Source organism: Gilvirhabdus luticola, assembly GCF_040117515.1.
GTDB classification, from domain to species: domain Bacteria; phylum Bacteroidota; class Bacteroidia; order Flavobacteriales; family Flavobacteriaceae; genus Gilvirhabdus; species Gilvirhabdus luticola.
Window position 1 is genome coordinate 44507 of the sequence record NZ_JBEEEN010000010.1, and the last position, 21427, is coordinate 65933.

The 21427-nt window shown below is 31.3% G+C and carries 22 protein-coding genes, 1 other RNA gene and 1 pseudogene; 7 read left to right on the top strand and 17 right to left on the bottom strand.

The window, feature by feature from the left end:
• Nucleotides 1-28: 28 nt before the first annotated feature.
• The 8 genes and pseudogenes from AAFP94_RS14060 to AAFP94_RS14095 form a co-directional block, all read right to left on the bottom strand.
• The gene (locus AAFP94_RS14060; protein WP_316663506.1) at nucleotides 29-685 is read right to left on the bottom strand and encodes an alpha/beta hydrolase; all 657 of its coding nucleotides are present in this window, start codon (nucleotides 683-685) and stop codon (nucleotides 29-31) included.
• Entirely contained in the window at nucleotides 686-1018 is a 333-nt protein-coding gene (locus AAFP94_RS14065) for a hypothetical protein (RefSeq protein WP_316663504.1), read from the bottom strand.
• Nucleotides 1015-2277 (bottom strand): dihydroorotase, encoded by a 1263-nt coding sequence (locus AAFP94_RS14070; RefSeq protein WP_316663501.1) that lies wholly within the window; start codon nucleotides 2275-2277, stop codon nucleotides 1015-1017. Before AAFP94_RS14070 ends, AAFP94_RS14065 begins: the two co-directional genes overlap by 4 nt.
• Nucleotides 2274-4205, bottom strand: a complete 1932-nt coding sequence (locus AAFP94_RS14075; RefSeq protein WP_316663499.1) for a vWA domain-containing protein — start codon at nucleotides 4203-4205, stop codon at nucleotides 2274-2276. The genes AAFP94_RS14070 and AAFP94_RS14075 overlap by 4 nt, the downstream gene beginning before the upstream one ends.
• 90 nt (nucleotides 4206-4295) lie before the next feature.
• Nucleotides 4296-5303 (bottom strand): glycosyltransferase family 2 protein, encoded by a 1008-nt coding sequence (locus AAFP94_RS14080; protein ID WP_316663496.1) that lies wholly within the window; start codon nucleotides 5301-5303, stop codon nucleotides 4296-4298.
• A 23-nt stretch (nucleotides 5304-5326) separates the two neighbouring features.
• Nucleotides 5327-6103 carry a TIGR02757 family protein gene (locus AAFP94_RS14085; protein WP_316663494.1) on the bottom strand — a complete coding sequence of 259 codons (777 nt, stop codon included), beginning with the start codon at nucleotides 6101-6103 and terminating at the stop codon, nucleotides 5327-5329.
• Between the two features lie 8 nt (nucleotides 6104-6111).
• Nucleotides 6112-6534, bottom strand: coding sequence for a hypothetical protein (locus AAFP94_RS14090; RefSeq protein ID WP_316663492.1), 423 nt, complete (start codon nucleotides 6532-6534; stop codon nucleotides 6112-6114).
• A gap of 153 nt (nucleotides 6535-6687) precedes the next feature.
• Nucleotides 6688-6792: pseudogene (locus AAFP94_RS14095) on the bottom strand (DUF2400 family protein); the annotation flags it as partial.
• A 254-nt stretch (nucleotides 6793-7046) separates the two neighbouring features.
• Between AAFP94_RS14095 and AAFP94_RS14100 the strand changes: the two are divergent.
• Together AAFP94_RS14100 and AAFP94_RS14105 are read left to right on the top strand one after the other, a co-directional pair.
• Complete coding sequence (locus AAFP94_RS14100; RefSeq protein ID WP_316663488.1) at nucleotides 7047-7628, top strand: Crp/Fnr family transcriptional regulator; 582 nt, start codon at nucleotides 7047-7049, stop codon at nucleotides 7626-7628.
• A 92-nt stretch (nucleotides 7629-7720) separates the two neighbouring features.
• Nucleotides 7721-8209, top strand: a complete 489-nt coding sequence (locus AAFP94_RS14105) for a YybH family protein (RefSeq protein WP_316663485.1) — start codon at nucleotides 7721-7723, stop codon at nucleotides 8207-8209.
• Between the two features lie 143 nt (nucleotides 8210-8352).
• On the opposite strand, the gene AAFP94_RS14110 is transcribed toward AAFP94_RS14105, so the two are convergent.
• Genes AAFP94_RS14110 through AAFP94_RS14120 form a run of 3 tightly spaced genes read right to left on the bottom strand, consistent with a single transcriptional unit; the run spans nucleotide 8353 to nucleotide 13217 of the window.
• Nucleotides 8353-10047: an LIC_10190 family membrane protein gene (locus tag AAFP94_RS14110; RefSeq protein WP_316663483.1), complete on the bottom strand. Its 1695-nt coding sequence runs from the start codon at nucleotides 10045-10047 to the stop codon at nucleotides 8353-8355.
• A 9-nt stretch (nucleotides 10048-10056) separates the two neighbouring features.
• Nucleotides 10057-10719 carry an ABC transporter ATP-binding protein gene (locus AAFP94_RS14115; protein ID WP_316663481.1) on the bottom strand — a complete coding sequence of 221 codons (663 nt, stop codon included), beginning with the start codon at nucleotides 10717-10719 and terminating at the stop codon, nucleotides 10057-10059.
• Nucleotides 10720-10775: 56 nt separating this feature from the next.
• The gene (locus AAFP94_RS14120) at nucleotides 10776-13217 is read right to left on the bottom strand and encodes a DUF5916 domain-containing protein (protein ID WP_316663479.1); all 2442 of its coding nucleotides are present in this window, start codon (nucleotides 13215-13217) and stop codon (nucleotides 10776-10778) included.
• 192 nt (nucleotides 13218-13409) lie between these two features.
• Between AAFP94_RS14120 and folE the strand changes: the two genes are divergently transcribed.
• On the top strand, nucleotides 13410-14006 hold the full coding sequence (folE, locus tag AAFP94_RS14125) for a GTP cyclohydrolase I FolE (RefSeq protein ID WP_316663477.1): 597 nt from the start codon (nucleotides 13410-13412) through the stop codon (nucleotides 14004-14006).
• A 44-nt stretch (nucleotides 14007-14050) separates the two neighbouring features.
• Nucleotides 14051-14326, top strand: coding sequence for a hypothetical protein (locus AAFP94_RS14130; RefSeq protein WP_316663474.1), 276 nt, complete (start codon nucleotides 14051-14053; stop codon nucleotides 14324-14326).
• Here AAFP94_RS14130 and AAFP94_RS14135 read toward each other — a convergent pair whose 3' ends face one another.
• The 6 genes from AAFP94_RS14135 to AAFP94_RS14160 all read right to left on the bottom strand — a co-directional run bounded on the left by AAFP94_RS14135 (nucleotide 14327) and on the right by AAFP94_RS14160 (nucleotide 20485).
• The gene (locus tag AAFP94_RS14135) at nucleotides 14327-14776 is read right to left on the bottom strand and encodes a GNAT family N-acetyltransferase (protein ID WP_316663471.1); all 450 of its coding nucleotides are present in this window, start codon (nucleotides 14774-14776) and stop codon (nucleotides 14327-14329) included.
• On the bottom strand, nucleotides 14776-15156 hold the full coding sequence (locus AAFP94_RS14140; RefSeq protein ID WP_316663468.1) for a DoxX family membrane protein: 381 nt from the start codon (nucleotides 15154-15156) through the stop codon (nucleotides 14776-14778). The genes AAFP94_RS14135 and AAFP94_RS14140 overlap by 1 nt, the downstream gene beginning before the upstream one ends.
• 96 nt (nucleotides 15157-15252) lie before the next feature.
• The gene (locus AAFP94_RS14145) at nucleotides 15253-15933 is read right to left on the bottom strand and encodes a GNAT family N-acetyltransferase (protein WP_316663466.1); all 681 of its coding nucleotides are present in this window, start codon (nucleotides 15931-15933) and stop codon (nucleotides 15253-15255) included.
• Between the two features lie 68 nt (nucleotides 15934-16001).
• Nucleotides 16002-16175 (bottom strand): hypothetical protein, encoded by a 174-nt coding sequence (locus tag AAFP94_RS14150; protein WP_316663463.1) that lies wholly within the window; start codon nucleotides 16173-16175, stop codon nucleotides 16002-16004.
• Between the two features lie 149 nt (nucleotides 16176-16324).
• Nucleotides 16325-18787, bottom strand: coding sequence for a carboxypeptidase-like regulatory domain-containing protein (locus tag AAFP94_RS14155; RefSeq protein ID WP_316663461.1), 2463 nt, complete (start codon nucleotides 18785-18787; stop codon nucleotides 16325-16327).
• Between the two features lie 9 nt (nucleotides 18788-18796).
• Entirely contained in the window at nucleotides 18797-20485 is a 1689-nt protein-coding gene (locus AAFP94_RS14160) for a M23 family metallopeptidase (protein WP_316663459.1), read from the bottom strand.
• Nucleotides 20486-20653: 168 nt separating this feature from the next.
• On the opposite strand from AAFP94_RS14160, the gene AAFP94_RS14165 reads away from it, so the two are divergent.
• From AAFP94_RS14165 to ssrS, 3 genes are all read left to right on the top strand, one after another.
• Nucleotides 20654-20944 carry a hypothetical protein gene (locus AAFP94_RS14165; RefSeq protein WP_316663457.1) on the top strand — a complete coding sequence of 97 codons (291 nt, stop codon included), beginning with the start codon at nucleotides 20654-20656 and terminating at the stop codon, nucleotides 20942-20944.
• A gap of 16 nt (nucleotides 20945-20960) precedes the next feature.
• The gene (locus tag AAFP94_RS14170; RefSeq protein WP_316663455.1) at nucleotides 20961-21254 is read left to right on the top strand and encodes a cell division protein ZapA; all 294 of its coding nucleotides are present in this window, start codon (nucleotides 20961-20963) and stop codon (nucleotides 21252-21254) included.
• Nucleotides 21255-21306: 52 nt separating this feature from the next.
• Nucleotides 21307-21413, top strand: a non-coding RNA gene (gene ssrS, locus AAFP94_RS14175) — 6S RNA.
• The last annotated feature ends 14 nt before the right edge of the window (nucleotides 21414-21427 follow it).

The following is a 21427-nucleotide window of genomic DNA, read 5'->3' on the forward strand; positions in this document are numbered from 1 at the left end:
ACTGTAGATAAGAAAGATACAAAAACAACTAGATTCTTTTTGTTAACCAATCTTTAAATTCGAAAAAATTTTGTGGAGCAACACCATGACCAACTGGAAATTCTGAATATTGATGCTTGATATTCAGTGATTTTAAAAAAGGCGAGTTTTTTCTGGCCCATTCAACTGGAATGACTTGGTCTACACTGCCATGAGAACAATAAAAATCCAGATGAGAATAATCTTTATCTTCTAAATTTTCTGGTAAAATATCGTGATGAACATAACCACTTAATGCAATAATGTTTTTCACTTTTTCAGGATAGGTTATAGCTACTGCATAACTTAAAATAGTACCTTGACTAAAGCCTAGAAGCGTGACATTATGTTTATCAACTGGATAAGTTGTAATAACTTCATCTATAAAAACAGCAATTAAATCTCTGGATTTTGTAGCTTGATTATTATCGTTCCATTTACCTTTATCTGCATCAAAATTTATTGCATACCAAGCATTTCCAAAGGGCATCATAGTGAAAGGTGCTCTGGCAGAAATAATAAAAAGTTCTTTAGGTAATTCGTTTGCAAAAGAAAACAGATCCTTTTCATCACTGCCATAACCATGAAGCATAATTAAAACAGGTGCATTTTCTTTTATGGACGATTCTCTAATAATATGTATTAATGAAAGGTTTTTGCTCATCATTTAACTTCCAAAACTAGAAAACCATTTCTGGTACAATTCACCCAAAAGCGGTACTGGTTGTGTTTTTCCTGAAATGGCATTGCCAAATCCATAAATAAAGAGAACTGCAAAAAATATATAAAATCCAATAGATGCTAACCAACTATCAAATTGGCTAACTAATAACCCTATTGCTGCATATGTTAACCATAGCCCTAAAGCTTGTCTCAAGTGAAAACCCGCAAAGGTATTTTTCTTTTCAACATTCATAAAATAAGCAATCAAAGTTCCAATGATGGTTAGATAGCTTACAATGGCTATAGTTTTCCCATTATTTATATCTTCTTCTGTCATAATGAATAATTTAAAACCACTTTATTATTTGAAACAATACCATAGACCTTTCCTTTTAAAGCAATATTTTGAAATATAGAGTTTTTTGATTTCGAGACGATATTCTCATCATTAAAACCATATTTTGTTTCAGGATTGAAGAGTGTTACATTAGCTTTTCTTCCTATATTTATAGGGTCATTTTTTAAACCAAAACGCTCTTTTCCATTTGTCAATAAGTTAATTGCTTTTTTTACAGTGAATAAAGAATTTAAAGCTCCAAAAGAACTTTCCAACCCAATGGTTCCATAGTCTGCATGATCAAATTCAATTTTCTTTCTTTCAATATTCAAAGGGTTGTGATCACTAGTCACCATATCTATTGTTCCGTCTTTTAGTCCTTCTTTTAAAGCGTTTATATCGTCTTCAGTTCTTAAAGGTGGTAATACCTTAAAGTTTGTGTTGAAATCTTTTAAATCGCTATCAGAAAACCACAAATTATGAACAGCAACACTACATGTCACATCTAATTTCTTACGTTTTGCATCTCTAATTAATTCAACAGATTTTGCTGTAGATATGGTTGGAATATGAAGTTTTCCTTGCGTATATTCCAATATAAACAGATCTCTTGCAATTTGAAGTTCTTCTGCCAACGCAGGATTTCCATTAAGGCCTAATAAAGTACTTGTTATACCTTCATTCATTACGCCAGAAGTGACTATTTTATCCTCTTGAGCAAAAGAGCAAATCAGTCCATCAAAATTACTGGCATATTGTAGTGCAATTTTCAGCAGGTTAGGGTTTGAAATAGATTTTTTATAATCACAAAAAGCTTTTGCTCCAGCATTTTTCATATCAAAAAGTTCTGCTAAATCCTGTCCTTTACTTTCTTTGGTCAAAGCACCTATTGGTATTAAAGTAGTTGCACTTTTTTCCGCTTTAGATTTAATAAAAGCTATATCAGAATTGGTATCAATCACAGGATTTGTGTTTGGATTCAATGCCACAGCAGTAAACCCAGATTTGGAAGCAGTTCTTAAACCGTTTTCAATGGTTTCGCGCTCTTCAAAACCCGGTTCTCCAAAACAAACACTACTATCAAACCAACCTTGAGATATATGCAAATTCTCTAAATTGATTTCACGATACTTATTTGGGTTCCTTATTGATTTTGCAATTTTAGAGATATTGCCTTTTTCAATTAAAATATCTTGTTGCGTATTATGAAAATCACTTTTAGTATCTAAAACGGTCGCAGACTTTATGAGTAGATTCATTTCAAGTATTTTAATATGAGCATCTCAATAATTAAGAAAAGCAATGCAAAAATAACAAACCATTTCCATAGCTCGTTAACTTTTAGGTCACTTTTTAATGTGTCAAAAACATTAATTATAGAATTACTTATCGTTACACTATTGTTTTTAGCCGGTAGGTTTTCATACACCAAGTTGCTTTCGTCTCTATTATAGTTATAACTTACATACATTAATGCTTGGCCCTGATCTGTTACAGAATAAATTCCAGATTTGTCAGGCATATCCATTGTTGTGATTGCTATTTTATTATTAAAATATTGTTGCTGAGGAATAATATTTTCGGTTTCAGAAGCTAAAGACAGAATATGATCTTGTTGTAGTTGTACATTAACATCATAGGTGTTTTCATTTCCAATAGTGTAATATAAGCGTGGTGTTTTTAAACTTAACATTCCAATATTGTATAGTGTTGGAACTATTAGAGGAGACTTTTTAAAATTTGAATTTTCATTATTCAATGGAGATGAAAACACAAAAATTTCTGATGATTGATACAAAAACGGTTTACCATCTTCGTACAGTAATATATTGGATAAATTGGTTGCATTTACATTGTAATAACTATTCACTTTTGGATATTGAAAATTGCTGACTTGTTTTTCAAAAACTCCGTTGTTATATAATGGATGAGAGTAATTTATAGTTGTAATTCTTTTTTCATTATCTATTTTCTCTAATAAAATGCCATTGTTATAATTGATTAGAAAATTATTATACGCCTGTAGATTAATTTCTTCAGAAGGAATTACAACAATAAAACCACCATTATCGGTAAATGATGTTAAAACAGAAACTAATGAAGCTGGTATATTCTCTAGTTCATTTAAGACAATTAAATTTTGAGAATCTATACTGTTATAATTTAATTGCTCTAAAGATGTTGATGTAAAATTAAATTCATCATTAGTGAAAATGTTATTCAAAAACCCATCTTCTGATACTGAAATTGTCAGCACATTAATTTTTTCTATCGGGTTTACACTAAAAAACAACTCATTATCAAATTGTAAACTTGCATCGTCAATAGTTATTTTTCCATTAATAGCAGTATTCACTGGAAGTAAAAAGTTGGTACTAGTCGCTTTGTCTATAGAAACTGACGCTTTCGCTAGAAGATTATTGCCATCAAAAAGAGAAATAGGCAGATTATCTATGCGGTTGCCATTATTTTTTAAATTAACACTAATCTTAAAATTACTTGGTGTGTTTTTAGAAACATAAATACTGTCTATATAAATGTTATTGATATTTACTGGACTTAACTTAACTAATTGATAATTGATAATGGAGTCATTTTCTAAAGTGAAAGGCTCGGATTGTTGTTGAAAGTCTGAAATAAACACGAGGTTTTTTAATCCATTATTAGAGTTTTTAAACAATTGTTTGGCCTTAAGTAATGCTGAATTATACGTTAATTGGTTTGGAGAATATTCCAATTGAAGCAAATCATTCTTTATGGTTTTTAAGGTTGAGTTCTTATACGTGCCATTATTTGTAATAATTGAAATTTCTTCATCTTCATCAATAGCATTTATGATATCCTGAACAGCTCTCTTTAAGAGTTCACCTGCCGGACCTTTAGCTTGCATGCTAAATGAATTATCGAGATAAATTACGGTTTGGTTTTTAGCAGAAAAGTGTTCCGATTTTGATTTGTAAGGTTGTGCAAATGCTACAATTATTGCTGCTAATAACAATAATCTAGTTAATAAGGTTAGCCACTTTTTTATTTGTGAACTTTTACGTGTTTGTAAAGTCACTTTTTTCAAGAAAGCAACATTGGTAAACGCTTCTTTCTGAAATTTTCGTAATTGGAATAAGTGAACAATAATTGGAATGACTAGTAAAAATAATGCGTAAAGAAGTTCTGGGTGTTTAAACTGCATTCCTGTTTAGATTTGTCAAACCTACATATTTTTTTTGATTTAAGAAATATAGAAAACGAAAATGAATAAAAGCGTTTTATTTTAAGAACTTTAACAAAAGAAGAAATAATCTTTCATATGTCTTTTATTCAACTTTTGCATGTATGTTTTAATGTAGGCTTGTGCATCTTCGTTAGCAACAGTAATAATACTTTGAGAGTTTTCTAGTTGTTCAATATAAGTGAAATCGAGCATTTTTTGCTTGTATATTTTTTTGCCAATTTTCTTTGGGTTATTACAAATCCAATAGAATGGAATCTGCTTTTCAACTAAAGTCTTTGCTACCATTTTTCCTTTAAAACCAGCTCCCCAAACCACTAATGGCCTTGAAGTATCATAATCTAGTTTTAGGAAGTAGTGCATTTTTAAATCTAGAAAATAGTTCAACGCATAATGTTCATGTGTTCTTGATGAACGTGTTGGGTAATCTCTCCAGTAATGAAGAATTTCTTGGCATGGAATACAACTAAAACCTTGTTCATAAAACCGAAAAGTTAAATCGTAATCTTCAGGATAACGGTATGGGTTAAATGCATCGCTAGTCATTAAATCCTCTTTATGTATCATCCAACAAGGCGATGGAATGACACATTCTTTATAGATTTCAAAAAAGTTAGAACCTGTTTTGGTGAGTTCGTTTAGCCAGTTTTCGTATTTGCTGTACCCATCTCCAATATCATCTTCAGAAAAATATTTAACCAAACCAACTGCAACATGGTTATTGCCATGCTCTTTTAAATTATGTGCAAGAATTTCCAATTTTTGCACATCCATAATATCGTCGCTATCCATTCTAGTTATGAAAGAACCTTGAGAATGTTCAAAAGCTAATTGTAATGCACCAATAATGCCTTTATTGGTGTTTTTAAAGAGTTTAATTCTTAAGTCTTTTTTAGAGAATTCTTTAACAAGTTTATAGCTTTCATCGGTTGAGAAATCGTCCACAAGAATCATTTCCCAATTGGTAAATGTTTGATTAAGAACAGAGTCTATGCAATCGGTCAAAAAAGCTTTAGTATTTTTAAAAGGTGTAAGAATACTTACTAATGGGATTTGCATACGCAAATGTAATTATTTCAATTTTAAAACCCTTCGAAAACACCCAACCCAAAAAGCGCAAAATCATATTTAACGGGATCGTTTGGGTCTAATGTTCTTAAAGAAATATCTAATTCTGCTAAAGCTTTGGCATCGTTTTGTGTTCTTGTTAGCAATTCCAGTTTTCTGGCTACATTTCCAGAGTGCACATCCAAAGGGCAAGACAATTGGCTAGAAGAGATACTTTTCCAGATGCCAAAATCTACTCCAGCATTATCCTGGCGTACCATCCAGCGTAAAAACATGTTAATTCGTTTTGCTGCCGAATTCTTTAAAGGATCACTAATGTGTTTTTGAGTTCTTTGTAAATGATTTATTTCAAAAAAACCCTGTTTAAAATGATGTATCGATTTTTGAAGCGAATCAGTTTCTGCATGTTTTGCAAAAACAACTTCCAAACCACCATACGTTTTGTAGATATGTTGTAAACCTTTAATAAAGGTTATAAAATCTGTACCGTTAAAAGTTCTGTGTACAAAAGGCGAAAGTGCTTCTAAATCTGATTCTTGATGATATATTATAAAATCATGAGGTGAATTATCCAATAACAGCATCATCCGTTTTGCATTGTTGATAATGCTTTTTCTATTTCCCCAAGCTATAGTTGCAGTTAAAAAACCAGCAATTTCTATATCTTCTTTTTTACTAAATAGATGCGGTATTTGTATTGGATCGCTCTCAATAAATTTTGGATTGTTGTATTGTACAACTTTTGTGTCTAGAAAATCTTTGAGTTCAGCTTTACTAAAATTTTGTAGCACTTAAGGTTTTATTTGTTATCATCTTCTTTTTCTTTACTATTCTTTTCCTTCTCTTTTCGTTCAGCTTCATATTTAGCAAGTTGTTCTTTTTTTGAAGCCTCAATTTCCTCTTGTTGTTTTTTCTTTATTTCTGCAATAGCTGCTGCGTTTTCTTTGTTTTCTACTGTTTTTGTAACAACTTCTTTCTCTTCTACTTTAGTATTAGTAGAATATACTTCGTTCTGATTTTCTTCGCCAGTATCATCAATTTCAATAACTTGTTTTTCCTTTTTCACAACAACTGTTTCAGTCGTTTCCTCTGTAACACCTTTAATAGTAACCGTTTTAGTAATTGTTTCTTCTAGGGTGTTTTTTAATTTATCATTCTCTTGAGAGTTTAAAATTGCAACGGAAGAAAATAACAGCCCAAATAGTAAAATATAATTTTTCATAATTCAATGGTTTTAATTGTTACTTTGTATAAAGATACTTCATTGTTAGCCTCATAGCAAATCGTTAAAAATATTTAGTCGCCAAAATTATCGATATCCTTCATAAAGAAAACCGATAGACGTCACTTCAGTTTTTTTAATACAATCCATCTTTCAAGGCTTCTGTGTATTGTTGATGATGCTTTTTCTATTTCCCCAAGCAATGGTAGTCGTTAAAAAACCAGTAATCTCTATATGATCTTTTTTGCTTAAATGATGAGGTACTTGTACAGCGGTCGCTCTTTATAAATTTTGCTTATTGTATTGTAAAACTTTAGTATCTAAAATGTCTTTAAGTTCTGTATGAGTCACTTAAGGTTTATTTGTGGCTAAAATTAAAACTATTCTTAATATGTTTGTATAATATACAGATTAAGAGTCTTGAATTTATGATTTAAAAACTAACTTCGTTTATTGTTTGATATAAATCATTTGATCGTTAAATATCAAATCGTTGTAATTAATCTTGTAATATGAACACTGAACCAATCATTAATTACTTTTCTAACATTTCACCTCTAAATAAAGCGGAAATTAATGTTATAAAAAAAGTTTTCAAAGAACGACGAATTAAACGGAGGCAATTTATTCTTCAAGAAGGCGATGTATGCAAGCTAAACACATTTGTTGTTGAAGGTTGTTTCAGAATGTACTTTGTTGATGAAAAAGGCAAAGAACATAATATCCAATTTGCAGTGGAAAATTGGTGGATTGGTGATATTGGAAGTTTTCATTCTGAAGAACCAAGTAAATTATATATAGAGGCTATTGAGAATTCTGTTATTCTTCAAATAAAAAAAAAAGACCAACTAGACCTATTTGTCAACTATCCAAAATTCAATCAAATATTCAGAGTCTTCACCGAAAATGCATTAGTGGCCTATCAAAGAAGAGTATTACAAAATATAAGTTCTTCAGCAGAAGAACGTTATCTCGACTTTGTGAAACGATATCCATATTTCTTTAACCGTATTTCGAATGTTCAAATCGCATCTTTTCTTGGGGTGACACCAGAATTTTTAAGTACCATTCGAAAAAAAATAGCAAAATCTTAATCTACATTAAGAGTCTTTCTTAAAGTACCTTATAGGTATATCTTTTCAATACATTGCATCTTTGTAGTGTTAACTAATAATACTTACAAAAAATGAAAAATTTAGTAATAATTTTAATGACAACAACTCTATTCGCTTTCAGTCAAAACACATCTAAAAACACAAATAGCACAAACATTAAAAACACTGAAACAATGGAAAAATTAGCAAAACAAGAAATTGAAAACTTATTGATGGCCTATATGGAAACATTAAACACGTCTAATGCAGAAAAAGCAACTTCTTTATACACTAAAGATGGTGCTTTCATGCCAAGTGGTGCACCAACGGCTATTGGAACTGAAAATATTAAAAGAGCTTACGACTTTGTATTTTCTCAAATACAATTGAACCTTGAGTTTTACATTGAAGAGATTACAATTGAAAACACAATGGCTTACGCTGTCACAAGTTCAAAAGGGTCTACATTAATTCATGCAAATGGAGAAACAATTCCTGAAGAAAATAGAGAGTTATTTGTTTTTGAAAAGGAAAACGACACTTGGAAAATAGCACGTTATATGTTCAATAAAACAAAATAAACAGCGAAGACTACCTACTACAATAGATATGAGTTAACCGTTTAGGAGCAAACTTGATCCGCTTCTCACATAAGTGTGTATCTTGTACTCTGATGATTGAGTAGAAACCAAACCGCTATGCTCATTTACGAAACCATTAAGCGTTACTCCAAACTTTTAGAATAAAAACCGTCTTTTATGTCTTCTGTACGTTGTTGAGGAATGATTTTAAAATAAGTTTTAAAATACTCCAATTGTTTTGTGTTTATGGCAGGAATTGGTGTATTGCCTGTTGCCCAAAAGAAATCTATATTGGTTGGCGTGTTTAAGGTAGTGTTCTCGAAGGTTAGTGTTTTAAAATCGCTTTCAAATTGGCTATTGTTATATGGATTAAGAATATAATTAAGTTTAAAAACACTTGTGGTTTGGGTAGGATTTTCAGATAGCATTGTTACTTTCATGCCAAACAGTAGCGGAACAACAGGAACAACTAAACAAAGACTTACAATAACTTTTATTGTTTTTTGCTTTTTAATGAGCATGCTCAAAATATATAAAGACAATATGATGACAAAAGGAAAGAAAAACCTGTATTGTGGCGAAACTACAAATAAAAACAACAGATTTAGTACAGCAACACTATAAATAACACCAAAGGCTTTTTGGTGTTTACTTTTTATAATAAACCAAGGCGAAACTAGAAGTAACAAAATCATGAGTCCATTGAAAATACCATGCAAATCAGGTTGAAGTAACCAGCTTTTAAATAATTCTAAAAAGGAAGCGGTTTCAAAAATTTCTGGAGTCACATTGTAGCCATACGCCAATCCGTAATTCTGAAAATAGGTTTCAATAGTTTTTGGCAAATGCCAATCTAAACTCAAACTTTCAATGCTTGCAATGGGATATATAGCATTTCCTGTAACAACCAAATTTTTAACTACAATTAATAAAAGTGTCAAGCTACCTAAAGCAATTAATTGCCGTGTATGCTTTTTTGCATGAACAAAATGTTTTACAAAAATCACCAATGGAAATGCGAGGAAGAAGAATGTCGATATTTTAATAATTACTAAAAACAGTGAGAGTACAGCTATTGTAGTAAAAGCCATTTTGCTATAGTTTGAATAGTTTTTAGCAAATACATAAAACACAATCAAACCAATAACATATACAGCAATATCTGGCGAAGGCGCAGCAATAAACTGAAACAAAAACACATTAAAAACAGGAAACAACCCAATAATTAAATCAAGTTTATTTTTCTCATTACCAACTACGTATTGATTCAATCTTACGATCGCAAAGTAGTTTCCAAGTAGCAAACATAATCCACTTAAGTCGTTAAAACTGTCATAGACAAAACTAAAGCTAAATGCACTTTGCAAGATATGCCAACCAGACGTTTGCCCTAAAAACAAATGCAAATTTACCAGACCTTTGACAAGACCATATTCATTTAACCATTTAATAGTATGAATGTAATAGGATTCATTATCAATTATAAATGGAGGAGAAGCACATTGTGCCAAAATGAAGATGCATAAAAGACCTAAAATAATTTTAAAGAATTGAGAAAGATCGTGTATTTCTTGTTTCAAGTTTTCAAAATAACTTCTTACAGCATGTCCATTAAACTTTAGAGCAATGGCAGATAAAACTAAAAGTATAATATGAAATTGCCAACTTACGGCAAAGAAAATAGCCCAAAATCCTGTAAAAAGTGTAATACCGAAAAACCCAAGAAAAATAGTAACAACGCTATCTGTAGTGAAAACTTTAAACCCCTTATTAATACATAAACCAAGAACAATGCTTATTGCTAAAATATAAACCCATGATAACAGTATTAAAAGCATAAAAATGGTTTAAGTTACAATCTTGCCATCAACCATAGTTAGTTTTCTGTCGGCCAAATCGGCTAATTCTTTATTATGTGTTACGATAACGAAGGTTTGCCCAAACTCATCACGAAGCTTAAAAAACAAGTTGTGCAGGTTCTCTGCAGATTCACTATCCAGATTACCTGATGGTTCGTCTGCAAAAATAACATCGGGATTATTTATGATGGCTCTTGCCACAGCAACACGTTGTTGTTCACCACCAGAAAGTTCGTTAGGCTTGTGGTCCATTCTATTAGAAAGCCCAAGATATTCCAATATTTTTTTGGCTTGAGTTTCTGCTTCAGCTTTAGAACGATTTGCGATAAAAGCTGGAATGCAAACATTTTCCAATGCAGTAAATTCAGGTAATAACTGATGAAACTGAAAAATAAATCCCAAATGCTTATTTCTAAATTTAGCTAAAGCTCTGTCATTCAATTCATTGACATTAGTGCTGTTAATTGTTAATTGAAAAGGGTCTTTACTAGAAGCTTTATCTAATGTTCCTAAAATTTGAAGTAAAGTAGTCTTGCCAGCACCAGAAGGACCGACAATAGAAATTATTTCTCCTTTTCTTATATGAATATCAACACCTTTTAAAACATGGAGACTACCGTAATATTTATGGATATTTTTTGCCTGAATCATTCTTTGTATTTCGAGCAATGAAAATACTACTTTACAAATTATTGCACAAGCAAGGATTAGCTTACTTTTTTCTTGAATGCTTTTTTTACGTTGTTATAATCTATATAGTAAATAAAGCGAAGCGAAAAGATATGTTGAATTGGTTCTTTAAAAAGGGAATTCAAGCTTTCAATATAGTTGTCTTGAGAAGCATTAGTATTATTGGTTAGCTGATTTCTATAAAGAGCAATTAATTGACTTCCTGGTGCAAATTCCCATGAATATTTAAGATCAAGATTCCAGATATTGAAGTTTTGGTTTGGGTTATCAATATTTTCTACAGTATAGCCATCACCAATTGAAAGGGTTCCATCATCTTGCAGTACAAATAGGTCATGATCATAAGTTACTGCACTCCAATAATTTCTGAATGTTAGGAACACAGCATGTTTTGTGGTAAAATTATAACTGCCAGAAATACTGTTGGTTATTATTTCTCTATAGCGTTGACCAAAAATAATATCTTCACCTACTTTGGTAACGTAGCCACGACTACCATTTCTGGTTTGATAGTCAATACTATAAACTATTAAAGACCTATCATTAAGGCGAATCCTTGGACTTACTCTAATATTGTAACCGAAATAATCTCTATCTCTATCGAACAAAGTTCCGAGACCTATTCTACCATCAAGAGCAAAAATTTTATCGTAATTACTAGAAAACCAAGCTTCTCCATTAAACCAGTTTTTATAAATAAACGGTTTGTTTTCTTCTCTTGACTCAAAATAATCATACTGTTTTCCTATTTGTGTGTTAAACTCAAAACCATACGCAAAGATCTTTTTAGTAAATACCCAATAACTGAAACCAATGTCGTTTCCAGTATACGTGCTGGGATTAAACAATCTATGGTAGTTTGCCCAGGCACTAAAAGTTTGATTGTTGAATTTCTCCGTTGGCTTAAATATTCTATAAGAAAATCGAGTGTGAATATCGTTATAATTATTTCGAAACTGAATACCTAAATCATTTATATCGTATTTGTCATCAGCCAATCTATGTATGATACTATATTGATAATTGCCACTTATTTTTCCTATTTCAAAGCGAGAACTGTACCCATTTTTATTGCCCTCTTGCAGGTTCAAAAAACTGCCTTTTACCTCGGCTTCAATACCATAAGTATTTTTATTGTTATTTAATCTTGTGAGTAACCCCGTTACATTGGCATCTCTATAATGACCTTCTCTAGAGACATTGGTATTCACCAAACTAACCGAAGAATTTTTATTAAATTGCTGATCCAGAACCAAAACACTATAATTTGCTAAAGGTTCCACAATAACTTTTCTTTTCTCTCCAGTAATAGTGTCCGTTATTTTGGCAAAAGATTCTTCTGTTATAGCGTTGAGAATACCAATACCCAATCCATTTTTTGAACGTCCCGAAACTTTAATAGCATTAATGGTCTTGATTTTGTCATCAGGATTTGTGATTTCTTCATTTTCACCAAGGGTATCAACTACATTATCATAATTTACGGGATTATTGCCTATTCGCCTGGAATAAAATAGGTTCCCTTTATTGAACAAGTCAACTCCTTCTTTAAAAAATTGTCGCTGTTCCTCAAATTGCTGTTCAAATGGACCAAGGTTTAGCTCTACATCATCAAAACCAGCTTGGCTAAAATCTGGAATTAAAGTAGCATCTAGAGTGAAATTTTCACTAATTCCATATTTTAGATCTAAACCTAAATTAAATTCATCTGTGGTTTCCCCATCATAGGTTTCAAAGTGAGCAGAAGAATAAGGATAAAGACTCAATCTTGTAGGAGGTTCTATATTTTCTATCCCAGTAATTTCGCCATGATAAAGACCACCATAGCCTGTTGTTGGGTCTATAGGATTCCATGAGTATTGTTCTCTGGTCTTTCTAAAATGGCGGTGAAAATTTATGCCCCAAGTTTGAACTTCCTTATTGGAGAACCGTAAAGCAGAATACGGAATTTTTATTTCTACTATCCACCCGTCATCAACAATTTTTACAGCACTAACCCAAACAGCATTCCATCCAAAGTCTTCATTTGAGCTAGAAGAAACTACCGCATCTGCTTGAGCTCCTGTACTAAACACAAAAAACTCCGTATCATTTTGCCCATCGTTATTTGGGTTTACTATAACAGCAAAAAAATCAGACTGCCCAAAATTATCTCGACTTGTAAATTGTTGTCTTATTTCTTTAGGATTGTCATGAAGGTAAGCGGCAATAAAAACAGCATCATCATTATAGGTCATCTGTATTTGACTTTTTTGATGAGGTCGCTCTGCAATTCCCATATCCGGTCTGAACTGGACAAAATCGTTACCTATTTGAGCATTTTCCCAAGCGTCATCATCTAAAACACCATCAATTTTTGGGGGAATTTCTGTCTTTTTAATGTTAAGGACTTTTTTTTCTTGCGCTGTTGAATTAGCTAAAAAAAATAAAATAAAAATAACGCAAGAAAAACGTTTCATCGCTTGTTAGTTGATTGGTGCTGTTGTAAAGAGGCATTTTTCAAATAACCATTACACTTTACAAAACAAATCTAACTTTACCTTAACAGCTATCATGCTAACAAAAAGTTAAAAAAGAATATTTTAGTAAGTTTTTAACATTTACTTTAACTAAATATTTTCTTACATTAACAATTCTAAAATTTAAATAATATGTCAAACAGACCTTTTGAAGAATATAACATTAAAGTTAGTGATAATGCGAAAGAGCAATATAAAAGTCTTATTTCTGAATTGGGAGAAGATTCATCGCGTGAAGGACTTAAGAAAACTCCAGAACGCGCTGCCAAAGCCATGCAATTTTTAACCCAAGGCTATAAACAAGATCCAGCAGAAATACTAAAAAGTGCCATGTTTGAAGAGTCTTATGACGAGATGGTTATTGTTAAAGACATTGAATTATATTCACTTTGTGAACACCATATTTTGCCATTTTTTGGCAAAGCACATATTGCATATATACCGAATGGGCATATTGTAGGCTTGAGCAAAATTCCCAGAATTGTTGATATTTTTGCTCGTAGGCTTCAAGTGCAGGAACGATTAACGGAACAAATTTTAGATTGTATAAACGATACATTAAGACCTCAAGGTGTTGCTGTAGTGATTGAAGCTTCCCACATGTGTATGATGATGAGAGGTGTGCAAAAGCAAAATTCTGTAACTACCACTTCTGGATTTAGAGGCCAATTTGAAAAGATAGAAACGCGAAACGAGTTTCTAAAATTAATTAGCAACAAATTTTCATAATATTTTGGTACATTTCTTGTTATTATATTATAAAACAATTTATTATGAAATTTGACAATATGTCTAAAAACAAAAAACTAGCATTAAGCTTATTGTTTGATGCTATTGGTTTTGTTCCGTTTATTGATCTGGTCTGGGCACCAACATCTGCCTATATTATGACAAAAATGTACAAAGGCAACAAAGGTAAAATTGCTGGAATTATTACATTTATTGAAGAATTTTTACCAGGACTAGACTTTATTCCAACCTTTACACTTATGTGGTTGATTACCTATGTTTTTAATACTAATAATAGTGCTGTAGTCGAAGTTAACTAATTATAGCTCTTTCACAAAACACAGGCTGTTATCTACATCAATGTATGGTCCGAAATTAGGAATTAAACTATATTTATTTTTTTTGTAGAAAGAAACAGCTTCAACTTGTCTTTTACCTGTTTCAAGTACACATTTTTTGGTATTTAATTCTTTTGCCCAAAGTTCTAATTCTGTTAATATTTTTTTGGCGACTCCTTTTTCTCTAAAATCCGGAACTACATACATACGCTTAATTTCAACAGTCTCTTTATTAAACTGTTTAAAAGAACCACAACCTACGGGTAAGTCATTTGAATAGGCAACCACAACATGATTCAAAAGATCTATTTTATTATATTGCGAATAGAACGCATGATCTTCACCATCAACAATACAAAGATAAGCATCAAGCAATTTTACAAGATTTATAAAATCTGGATGTTCTGAATTTGTTCGTTTTAGTACTAACATTAATTAAACAAAGGCTTATATTTTTCTCTCTCTGAAAATAATAAAATGATATTTAAAACAGCTACAATAAGAGCAGGCCACATATCACCTAAATCGTAATTAAAAAATGTAAAAATAAGAAATGAAATAGTTAAAGGAAACAAAACAATATAAAGAAATGCTACCCATTTATTTAGTAAAAGGAAAACACCCAAGAGTATTTCAAAAATATAAAGATATGGCAATAAAAAAGCAGTTGAATCAAGAAAATCTTGTGCTCTTTCTGTCATTTGACCATAGGTAGATGGAATAAAATGAAAAAATTTGTTCAATGCGTAAACAATTAGAAATAGCCCTAAAATATATCTAACCCAGTGTAAATTTTTAGTATATGTTTTCATTGTATAAAGCGTTTGTGTTTTCACAATTTATATTGCAATGAAATTAAGGATATTGAATTTAATGGAATATGATAAAAATCATAAGAACAGCATAATTCATAAGTTTCTAGAAATATTCCAGAAACTCATTTTACGTCTAGTTATAAAACCTAAAGTTTTATACAAATTTATAGGCCCAACATTTGACTCTGCAACATGAAGTATAGGTATTTTATTCCGATTAAAAATGTGATCTACAGTATGTTTTATTAACTGTTTTGCATAACCTTTTCCTGTATGTTCTGGATGAGTAATAACAGCACTCACCTCAATATAATCATCCATTTGCATACGTTCTCCAGTAATTGCAACAAGCTTTTGGTTAATAAAAATGCCGTAATAATTGCCCATAAAAAAGGTTTTCTTTTTAAAATATTCTGGATAAACCAATTTTACTAATTGAATAACTTCATGTAAATGAGATTCATTCAACTTGCGAATAGATTCCTTGATGTTTAGTTCAATGTTTTGCTCAAGAATCATTTGTAAACCAATTAATTCACTTTTCAAAACAACGTTAGATGGTAGTTTCGGTTTATGACCAACAATTAAAAAATTCCCTAAAAGTTTTGAATATTCTGTTATGGCTTCAACATCATTTGTGTCATGCTGGAGAGCACCAAAAGGAGAATAATCTGGATGATAAAACTTTATGTTTCCAAAATCTAAAGCATACTGCTTATGAGTTTCAGAAAGGGAATTCCAAATAGGATTTTCTAGTTTTTTATGGCTTTTCATTGCCAAAACAAGATACTAAATGGATTAGAAAATTCCATGAGAAAAATTTGACTTTACAAAACCACAATTCACTTTGGATTATCGTTATTTTGATTTTTTTTATTTAAAGAAAATCCGATTCCAGCACCTATTGCAATTCCTAAAGGAAGCCACAAATCTAGTTTGTTTGTCACTACTCCAATTGCACTCCCAATGGCAACTCCAATAGCTATTCCAAAAACTAATTTGTTCTCTTTTTTCATATATTTTTTGTTTTTATTTCAATTATAAGTTCTTTATAATATGAATTCGTTACATGAATGGCTGTAACATTTTTTGAATTTGTCATCAAGATATTAAAAGAAATGAAGTTTGCAGTTATCAATTATTAAATAATGTAGTACTTTAATTTCTAAAACTTCATTGTTGCCCTAACATTGAATACACGAGGTGTTAAGTAATTGGGTATGGCATATTGGCGTTTACTATACACATCTCTTACCCAAGTATTGGTAATGGAGTTTTGTACATCAAAAACATTAAAGATCTCGAAACCCAAAGACAGATATTTAAACGGTTTTTTCCAACCACTGTTAAAATTATCTTTATCGTCTACAATAACGTATTGTAAACCTAAATCTGCCCGTTTGTAATCAGGCAATCTGTTTTGATATTCGTAAGGATCTGCATAGCTTGGAGAGCCACCAGGTAAACCTGTGTTATAAACCAAATTAAGATACATTTTCATTTTAGGAATGTTTGGTACATAATCCTGAAACAAGGCAGCAAATTTTAAGCGTTGGTCTGTTGGTCTTGGTATGTCTCCTCTGTTATCTATGTTTTCTTCGGTCTTTAAATAACCGAAACTAAACCAAGATTCTGTTCCAGGAACAAACTCACCATTTAACCGCATATCCAAACCATAAGCATAGGCTGTGGCACTATTATCGGCACGATACCGAATCCTAACATTCTCCAATGTGTATGGGTTGACATCTGTCATCTTTTTATAATAGGCTTCAGTAGTGAGCTTAAATGGTCTGTCCCACATTTTAAAACTATAGTCATTGCCTAATACAACATGAAATGATTTTTGAGCTTTGACATCAGGATTTACAGTTCCTGATGAATCTCGAAGTTCTTTGTAAAATGGAGGTTGGTAATACAAACCACCACTTATTCTAAACAACATATCTGTTAACCAAACTGGCTTGATTGCAAATTGCGCTCTAGGGCTAAAAACAGTTTGTGAAGTACTTTCTATGCCATCTCCTTGTACCTTCCAATTGTGAGCTCTTAAACCAACATTATACCAAACATCACTTGTGCCAAGTATTGAGCGTTTACTCCATTGCAAATAACCTTGAATCCTATCGATTTGAGTTTTGTTTGTAGCTCTAACATTTTGATAGGCGACCAATGGACCTTCGTAGGGTTGATAAGGTTGCTCATTGAAAAAATCCAGATTTGGTGGATTGATTGAGAATCCAGCAGAATCTATAACTTCCCATTCTACAATTCTGTCTCGAATATCTTCATGAGTATATTTTACAGACCATTCAAAATTATGGTCATCAACTATATAATTTCCTTTATGTTGTATATTGGTAATCAAAGCATCTAGGTCATTTCTTCCATGATTTAGCTGACCACCAATACCTTCGCTAAATTCTACTTCACCCAAATCTTCATCACCAATACTGGAATTGACTTCTCCAAGTCTGTATTGTGCGAGAATATCAAAATATTCTTCTTCTGTGGTATGATAAGTGGAAGCTATCAATTTTAAAGTCAGATTATCATTAGCAAAATAAGTACCATTTAAAGCGCCAAAAACAGTTTGATATTTGTCTTTCTCTTCACCTTCGTAAAACACCAATAGTGCTAAAGGATTCTCTAAAGTTCCGAAATTGGTTTGACGAGTTTGCGGTGCATAGTTGTATTTATTTACTGAAGCATTACCTAAAAAGCTTAAATGAAACTTATCTGTAAACTTATAGGTCAAGTAAGTTTGTACATCTGCAAATATTGGGTCGTAGTTGGTTTCGGTTTCTTTGGCATTTACCAATAAACTATTATCCCTATATCTTAAACCAACAATACCGGTTAGTTTAGAATCTTTGCTAATAGCATCAACAGCTACACTTGCACCAAGTAAACTCAAATCTGCATCAATACTAAATTCATAAGGAACTCTATAAGTAATATCCAAAACAGAAGATAACTTATCTCCATATTTGGCTTGAAATCCGCCTGCCGAAAACTCAACATTCTGTACTAAATCCGTATTTACAAAACTTAATCCTTCTTGCTGACCAGAACGCACCAAAAAAGGCCTATAAACTTCTATGTCGTTTACATAAACAAGGTTTTCGTCGTAATTACCACCTCGTACGGAATATTGTGTGCTTAATTCGTTGTTATTGCTCACGCCAGGAAGCGTCAACAACAAATTTTCTACACCTGCATTAGCTCCTGGGATTTTTCTTATGGTTGCAGGCTCAAGAGTTACTATGCCTTCAACATCCTTACGTTTATTGCCTGAAATAACAACTGTTGATATCTGCTCAACAGATGTATTCATAACAGGATTGAATTCTAGTTCTTCACCATTTTTAAGATTGAATGTTGCTGTAAGTTTTTTATGTGATAGATGTGTAAACTCTACAGTAACATCCTGATTTGAAGGAATTTTTAATAAATAAAAACCGTTACTATTCGTTTGTGTTCCCGAATTGTCAGCTTTGATATTAATTCCTTCAATTGGATTGTTGTTTTCATCAAGAATAACACCTTTTAAGGTTGCTGTTTGAGAATTACCTACAAATGGTAAAATGAAAAGCAATAAGGCAAGAGACAAAAATGTATTCTTCAACGTAAAAATCTATTTTCTGTAAAACACTGCTTCAAATGTAGAATTATTTCCAACATTATCAGTAACAATTATCTTTAAATTATTCTCTGTATCTGTGATGATGCCATCATTAAAGTCGTGAGTTAATGTTTTTGTTTTGTAATCGTACTCCATCAAAATCCATTTTCCGTTAACGGTTGCTCTATAATTTGAAATGCCTGAAAGCTTGTCATCAATTTTAACTTTTAAAAACCTATACTTACTTAACCATTTTTTAGTCTGAAAATTAATTGGTCTGATGGTTGGAGCAATTGTATCTAAAGTCAATGCATAAGTGCCTAAATATTTGGTCAATGTTGAAAGTTTGTCACCTTCTCTTTTCGTCTTTGAGTAAGAAGGATACTTATAATAACCCACAAGTTCTGCAATATATAGTTTGTTTTTGTCTTCTTCAGCATAATTACTAATGTCATAATTAATAGCGAAAGATTTTTTTAAAGGAATAACATCTTCACCCAATGTTAATGTGTCATTATGAACATTAAAATCTAAATAGAAGTTATCATAAAAAGTGTCTTTAAATAATTCAACTGTCACATTTTCTTCCTGTAAAGTAATAGCCTGATCATGATATATATAGTAAGGTGTTGTCAATTTTTTATATGGTTTTACATCTTGATCTTTAAGTCCTGTAATTGTCACAGTCAACCATGCATCATTATTTTTATAATCCTTTACTCTTACTTTATAAACCGTATTGGTACTATCTTCTACAGTAATAAAACCATTGTTTTCAACATTTTTGTACATCGAAAGTGGGTTATTTGCTTCTATAAACAATTTTTGTATACGTTTTTTATTCGTTTTATATTCTGCATAGTCAATTAAACGATTTAAATGTTTTGTCTCTGAAAATGAAAATACAGAAAAATCTATTTCAAAATTCTGATTACCATTATAAAACGATTGTATTTTAGAAACACCATTTTTATTAGAAGCTAAATCTTGCCGGTCATTAGTAACTATTCCAAAACCAATTTTGCCATAAGCTTCAATATTTTCTATAGAATAATCACCATTAGCTAAAGGTATTAGTCGGAGTTTTTGTTTTTGACTGGAATTATTAACATAAGAGCTATCGTTTGCAGGATAAACATAAGCAGAAGAAATAACAGGTCTAGTTGTGTCTTGAATGTCAATCCCAAACAACATAGGGTTTATTGGTCTTTCGGCCTTATCTCTTATTTCAAAATGTAGATGAGGAGCCGTAGAACCACCGGAATTCCCACTATATGCTATAACTTCTCCTTTTTCTAATAATAAATCTTGAATATTAGGAAACAATTCAATCTCGTAAGACTCTTTTTCATACTGTTGCTTTTTTACATAAGCTTCAATTTCTGGAGCAAACTTTTGTAAATGGCAATATACTGTTGTGTATCCATTTGGGTGTGTAACATAAAGTGCTTTACCATACCCAAAATGCGAAACCTTTATTCTGCTTACATAACCATCTGCACAAACATAAACATTGAGCCCAACGCGCTGTTGGGTTTTTATATCCAAACCAGAATGAAAATGATTAGGTCTTAATTCTGCAAAAGTACCAGCAAGCACTAAAGTACCATCCAAAGGGTTTTGAAAATAGTCTTGAGGGTAAACATTTTGTGCGCCTATCAAAAAAGGGGCTAAAAAAAACAGGAATAGGATTAATCGCATAAAATAGTTGTTGTTGCTAATTTATTAATTTGCTGGTAATATCCAAAAGCGTAAAAAACATAAGATTATTGTTTAACATAGTCCATGTAAATAATAAATTTATGTAAAAACAATTGTTATTTATAACAAGGTATGTTAACTTTGTAAGGAAAGTATTGAATTTCGTAAATGAGTAATATTGAAGATATTGTTGATTCTCTTGAGAATAAAATTAGTAAAGTATTACACAAACTAGAAAGCTTAAAGCAAGCTAACACTAAACTAAAAGAGGCATTACAAGAATCTGAAATGAAACTTCAAGAACAAGATAAGCAAATGGAATCTTGGGAAGAAAAATATGAAGCACTCAAAATGGCGAAGGCAATATTGGGCAGTGACGATAATAAAAGAGAAACAAAGCTTAAAATAAACACATTAATCAGAGATATAGATCATTGCATATCGCAACTTTCTGAATAATGTTACAGAGTATTCAATGTCAGAAAAGCTTAAAATAAAGCTATCAATAGCTAATAGAGTTTATCCTTTAACTATTGAAGCAAGTCAAGAAGAAGGATTAAGAAAAGCAGCTAAAAACATTGAAGCTATGATTAAACAATTTGAGCAAAGTTATTCTGTTAGAGATAAGCAAGATGTACTGGCCATGTGTGCATTACAATTTGCATCTCAAGTAGAACAAAAAACAATAGATAAGCAAAATGTTAATGAGCATGTAGAAACAAAGCTCAATGATATTAACGAATTATTACAATCTTATCTTAACTCTTAACGTTCTTTAAAATACATAAGGTACTGCCTACATTGGTTATTTTTTTTGATAAACTCAACGTTAATTCTTTAAAAAGGGTGAGTTTAAACTGTAAAAGCGAGCTGTCTAGAACAGATACTTGATCAGTTTGTTAGCCCTAAACTTGTTTTTAAGGAGTTTATACAAAATTTTAT

Excerpts from the sequence above, each read along its gene's own strand:
- AAFP94_RS14150 (WP_316663463.1), bottom strand. The coding sequence starts at position 16,175 with ATGAAAAAAGAGAACAAATTAGTTTTTGGAATAGCTATTGGAGTTGCC.
- AAFP94_RS14165 (WP_316663457.1), top strand. The coding sequence starts at position 20,654 with ATGAGTAATATTGAAGATATTGTTGATTCTCTTGAGAATAAAATTAGT.
- AAFP94_RS14135 (WP_316663471.1), bottom strand. The coding sequence starts at position 14,776 with ATGTTAGTACTAAAACGAACAAATTCAGAACATCCAGATTTTATAAAT.
- AAFP94_RS14110 (WP_316663483.1), bottom strand. The coding sequence starts at position 10,047 with ATGCTTTTAATACTGTTATCATGGGTTTATATTTTAGCAATAAGCATT.
- AAFP94_RS14070 (WP_316663501.1), bottom strand. The coding sequence starts at position 2,277 with ATGAATCTACTCATAAAGTCTGCGACCGTTTTAGATACTAAAAGTGAT.
- AAFP94_RS14115 (WP_316663481.1), bottom strand. The coding sequence starts at position 10,719 with ATGATTCAGGCAAAAAATATCCATAAATATTACGGTAGTCTCCATGTT.
- folE (WP_316663477.1), top strand. The coding sequence starts at position 13,410 with ATGTCAAACAGACCTTTTGAAGAATATAACATTAAAGTTAGTGATAAT.
- AAFP94_RS14100 (WP_316663488.1), top strand. The coding sequence starts at position 7,047 with ATGAACACTGAACCAATCATTAATTACTTTTCTAACATTTCACCTCTA.
- AAFP94_RS14140 (WP_316663468.1), bottom strand. The coding sequence starts at position 15,156 with ATGAAAACATATACTAAAAATTTACACTGGGTTAGATATATTTTAGGG.
- AAFP94_RS14130 (WP_316663474.1), top strand. The coding sequence starts at position 14,051 with ATGAAATTTGACAATATGTCTAAAAACAAAAAACTAGCATTAAGCTTA.
- AAFP94_RS14145 (WP_316663466.1), bottom strand. The coding sequence starts at position 15,933 with ATGAAAAGCCATAAAAAACTAGAAAATCCTATTTGGAATTCCCTTTCT.
- AAFP94_RS14090 (WP_316663492.1), bottom strand. The coding sequence starts at position 6,534 with ATGAAAAATTATATTTTACTATTTGGGCTGTTATTTTCTTCCGTTGCA.
- AAFP94_RS14105 (WP_316663485.1), top strand. The coding sequence starts at position 7,721 with ATGAAAAATTTAGTAATAATTTTAATGACAACAACTCTATTCGCTTTC.
- AAFP94_RS14075 (WP_316663499.1), bottom strand. The coding sequence starts at position 4,205 with ATGCAGTTTAAACACCCAGAACTTCTTTACGCATTATTTTTACTAGTC.
- AAFP94_RS14170 (WP_316663455.1), top strand. The coding sequence starts at position 20,961 with ATGTCAGAAAAGCTTAAAATAAAGCTATCAATAGCTAATAGAGTTTAT.
- AAFP94_RS14160 (WP_316663459.1), bottom strand. The coding sequence starts at position 20,485 with ATGCGATTAATCCTATTCCTGTTTTTTTTAGCCCCTTTTTTGATAGGC.
- AAFP94_RS14065 (WP_316663504.1), bottom strand. The coding sequence starts at position 1,018 with ATGACAGAAGAAGATATAAATAATGGGAAAACTATAGCCATTGTAAGC.
- AAFP94_RS14120 (WP_316663479.1), bottom strand. The coding sequence starts at position 13,217 with ATGAAACGTTTTTCTTGCGTTATTTTTATTTTATTTTTTTTAGCTAAT.
- AAFP94_RS14060 (WP_316663506.1), bottom strand. The coding sequence starts at position 685 with ATGATGAGCAAAAACCTTTCATTAATACATATTATTAGAGAATCGTCC.
- AAFP94_RS14080 (WP_316663496.1), bottom strand. The coding sequence starts at position 5,303 with ATGCAAATCCCATTAGTAAGTATTCTTACACCTTTTAAAAATACTAAA.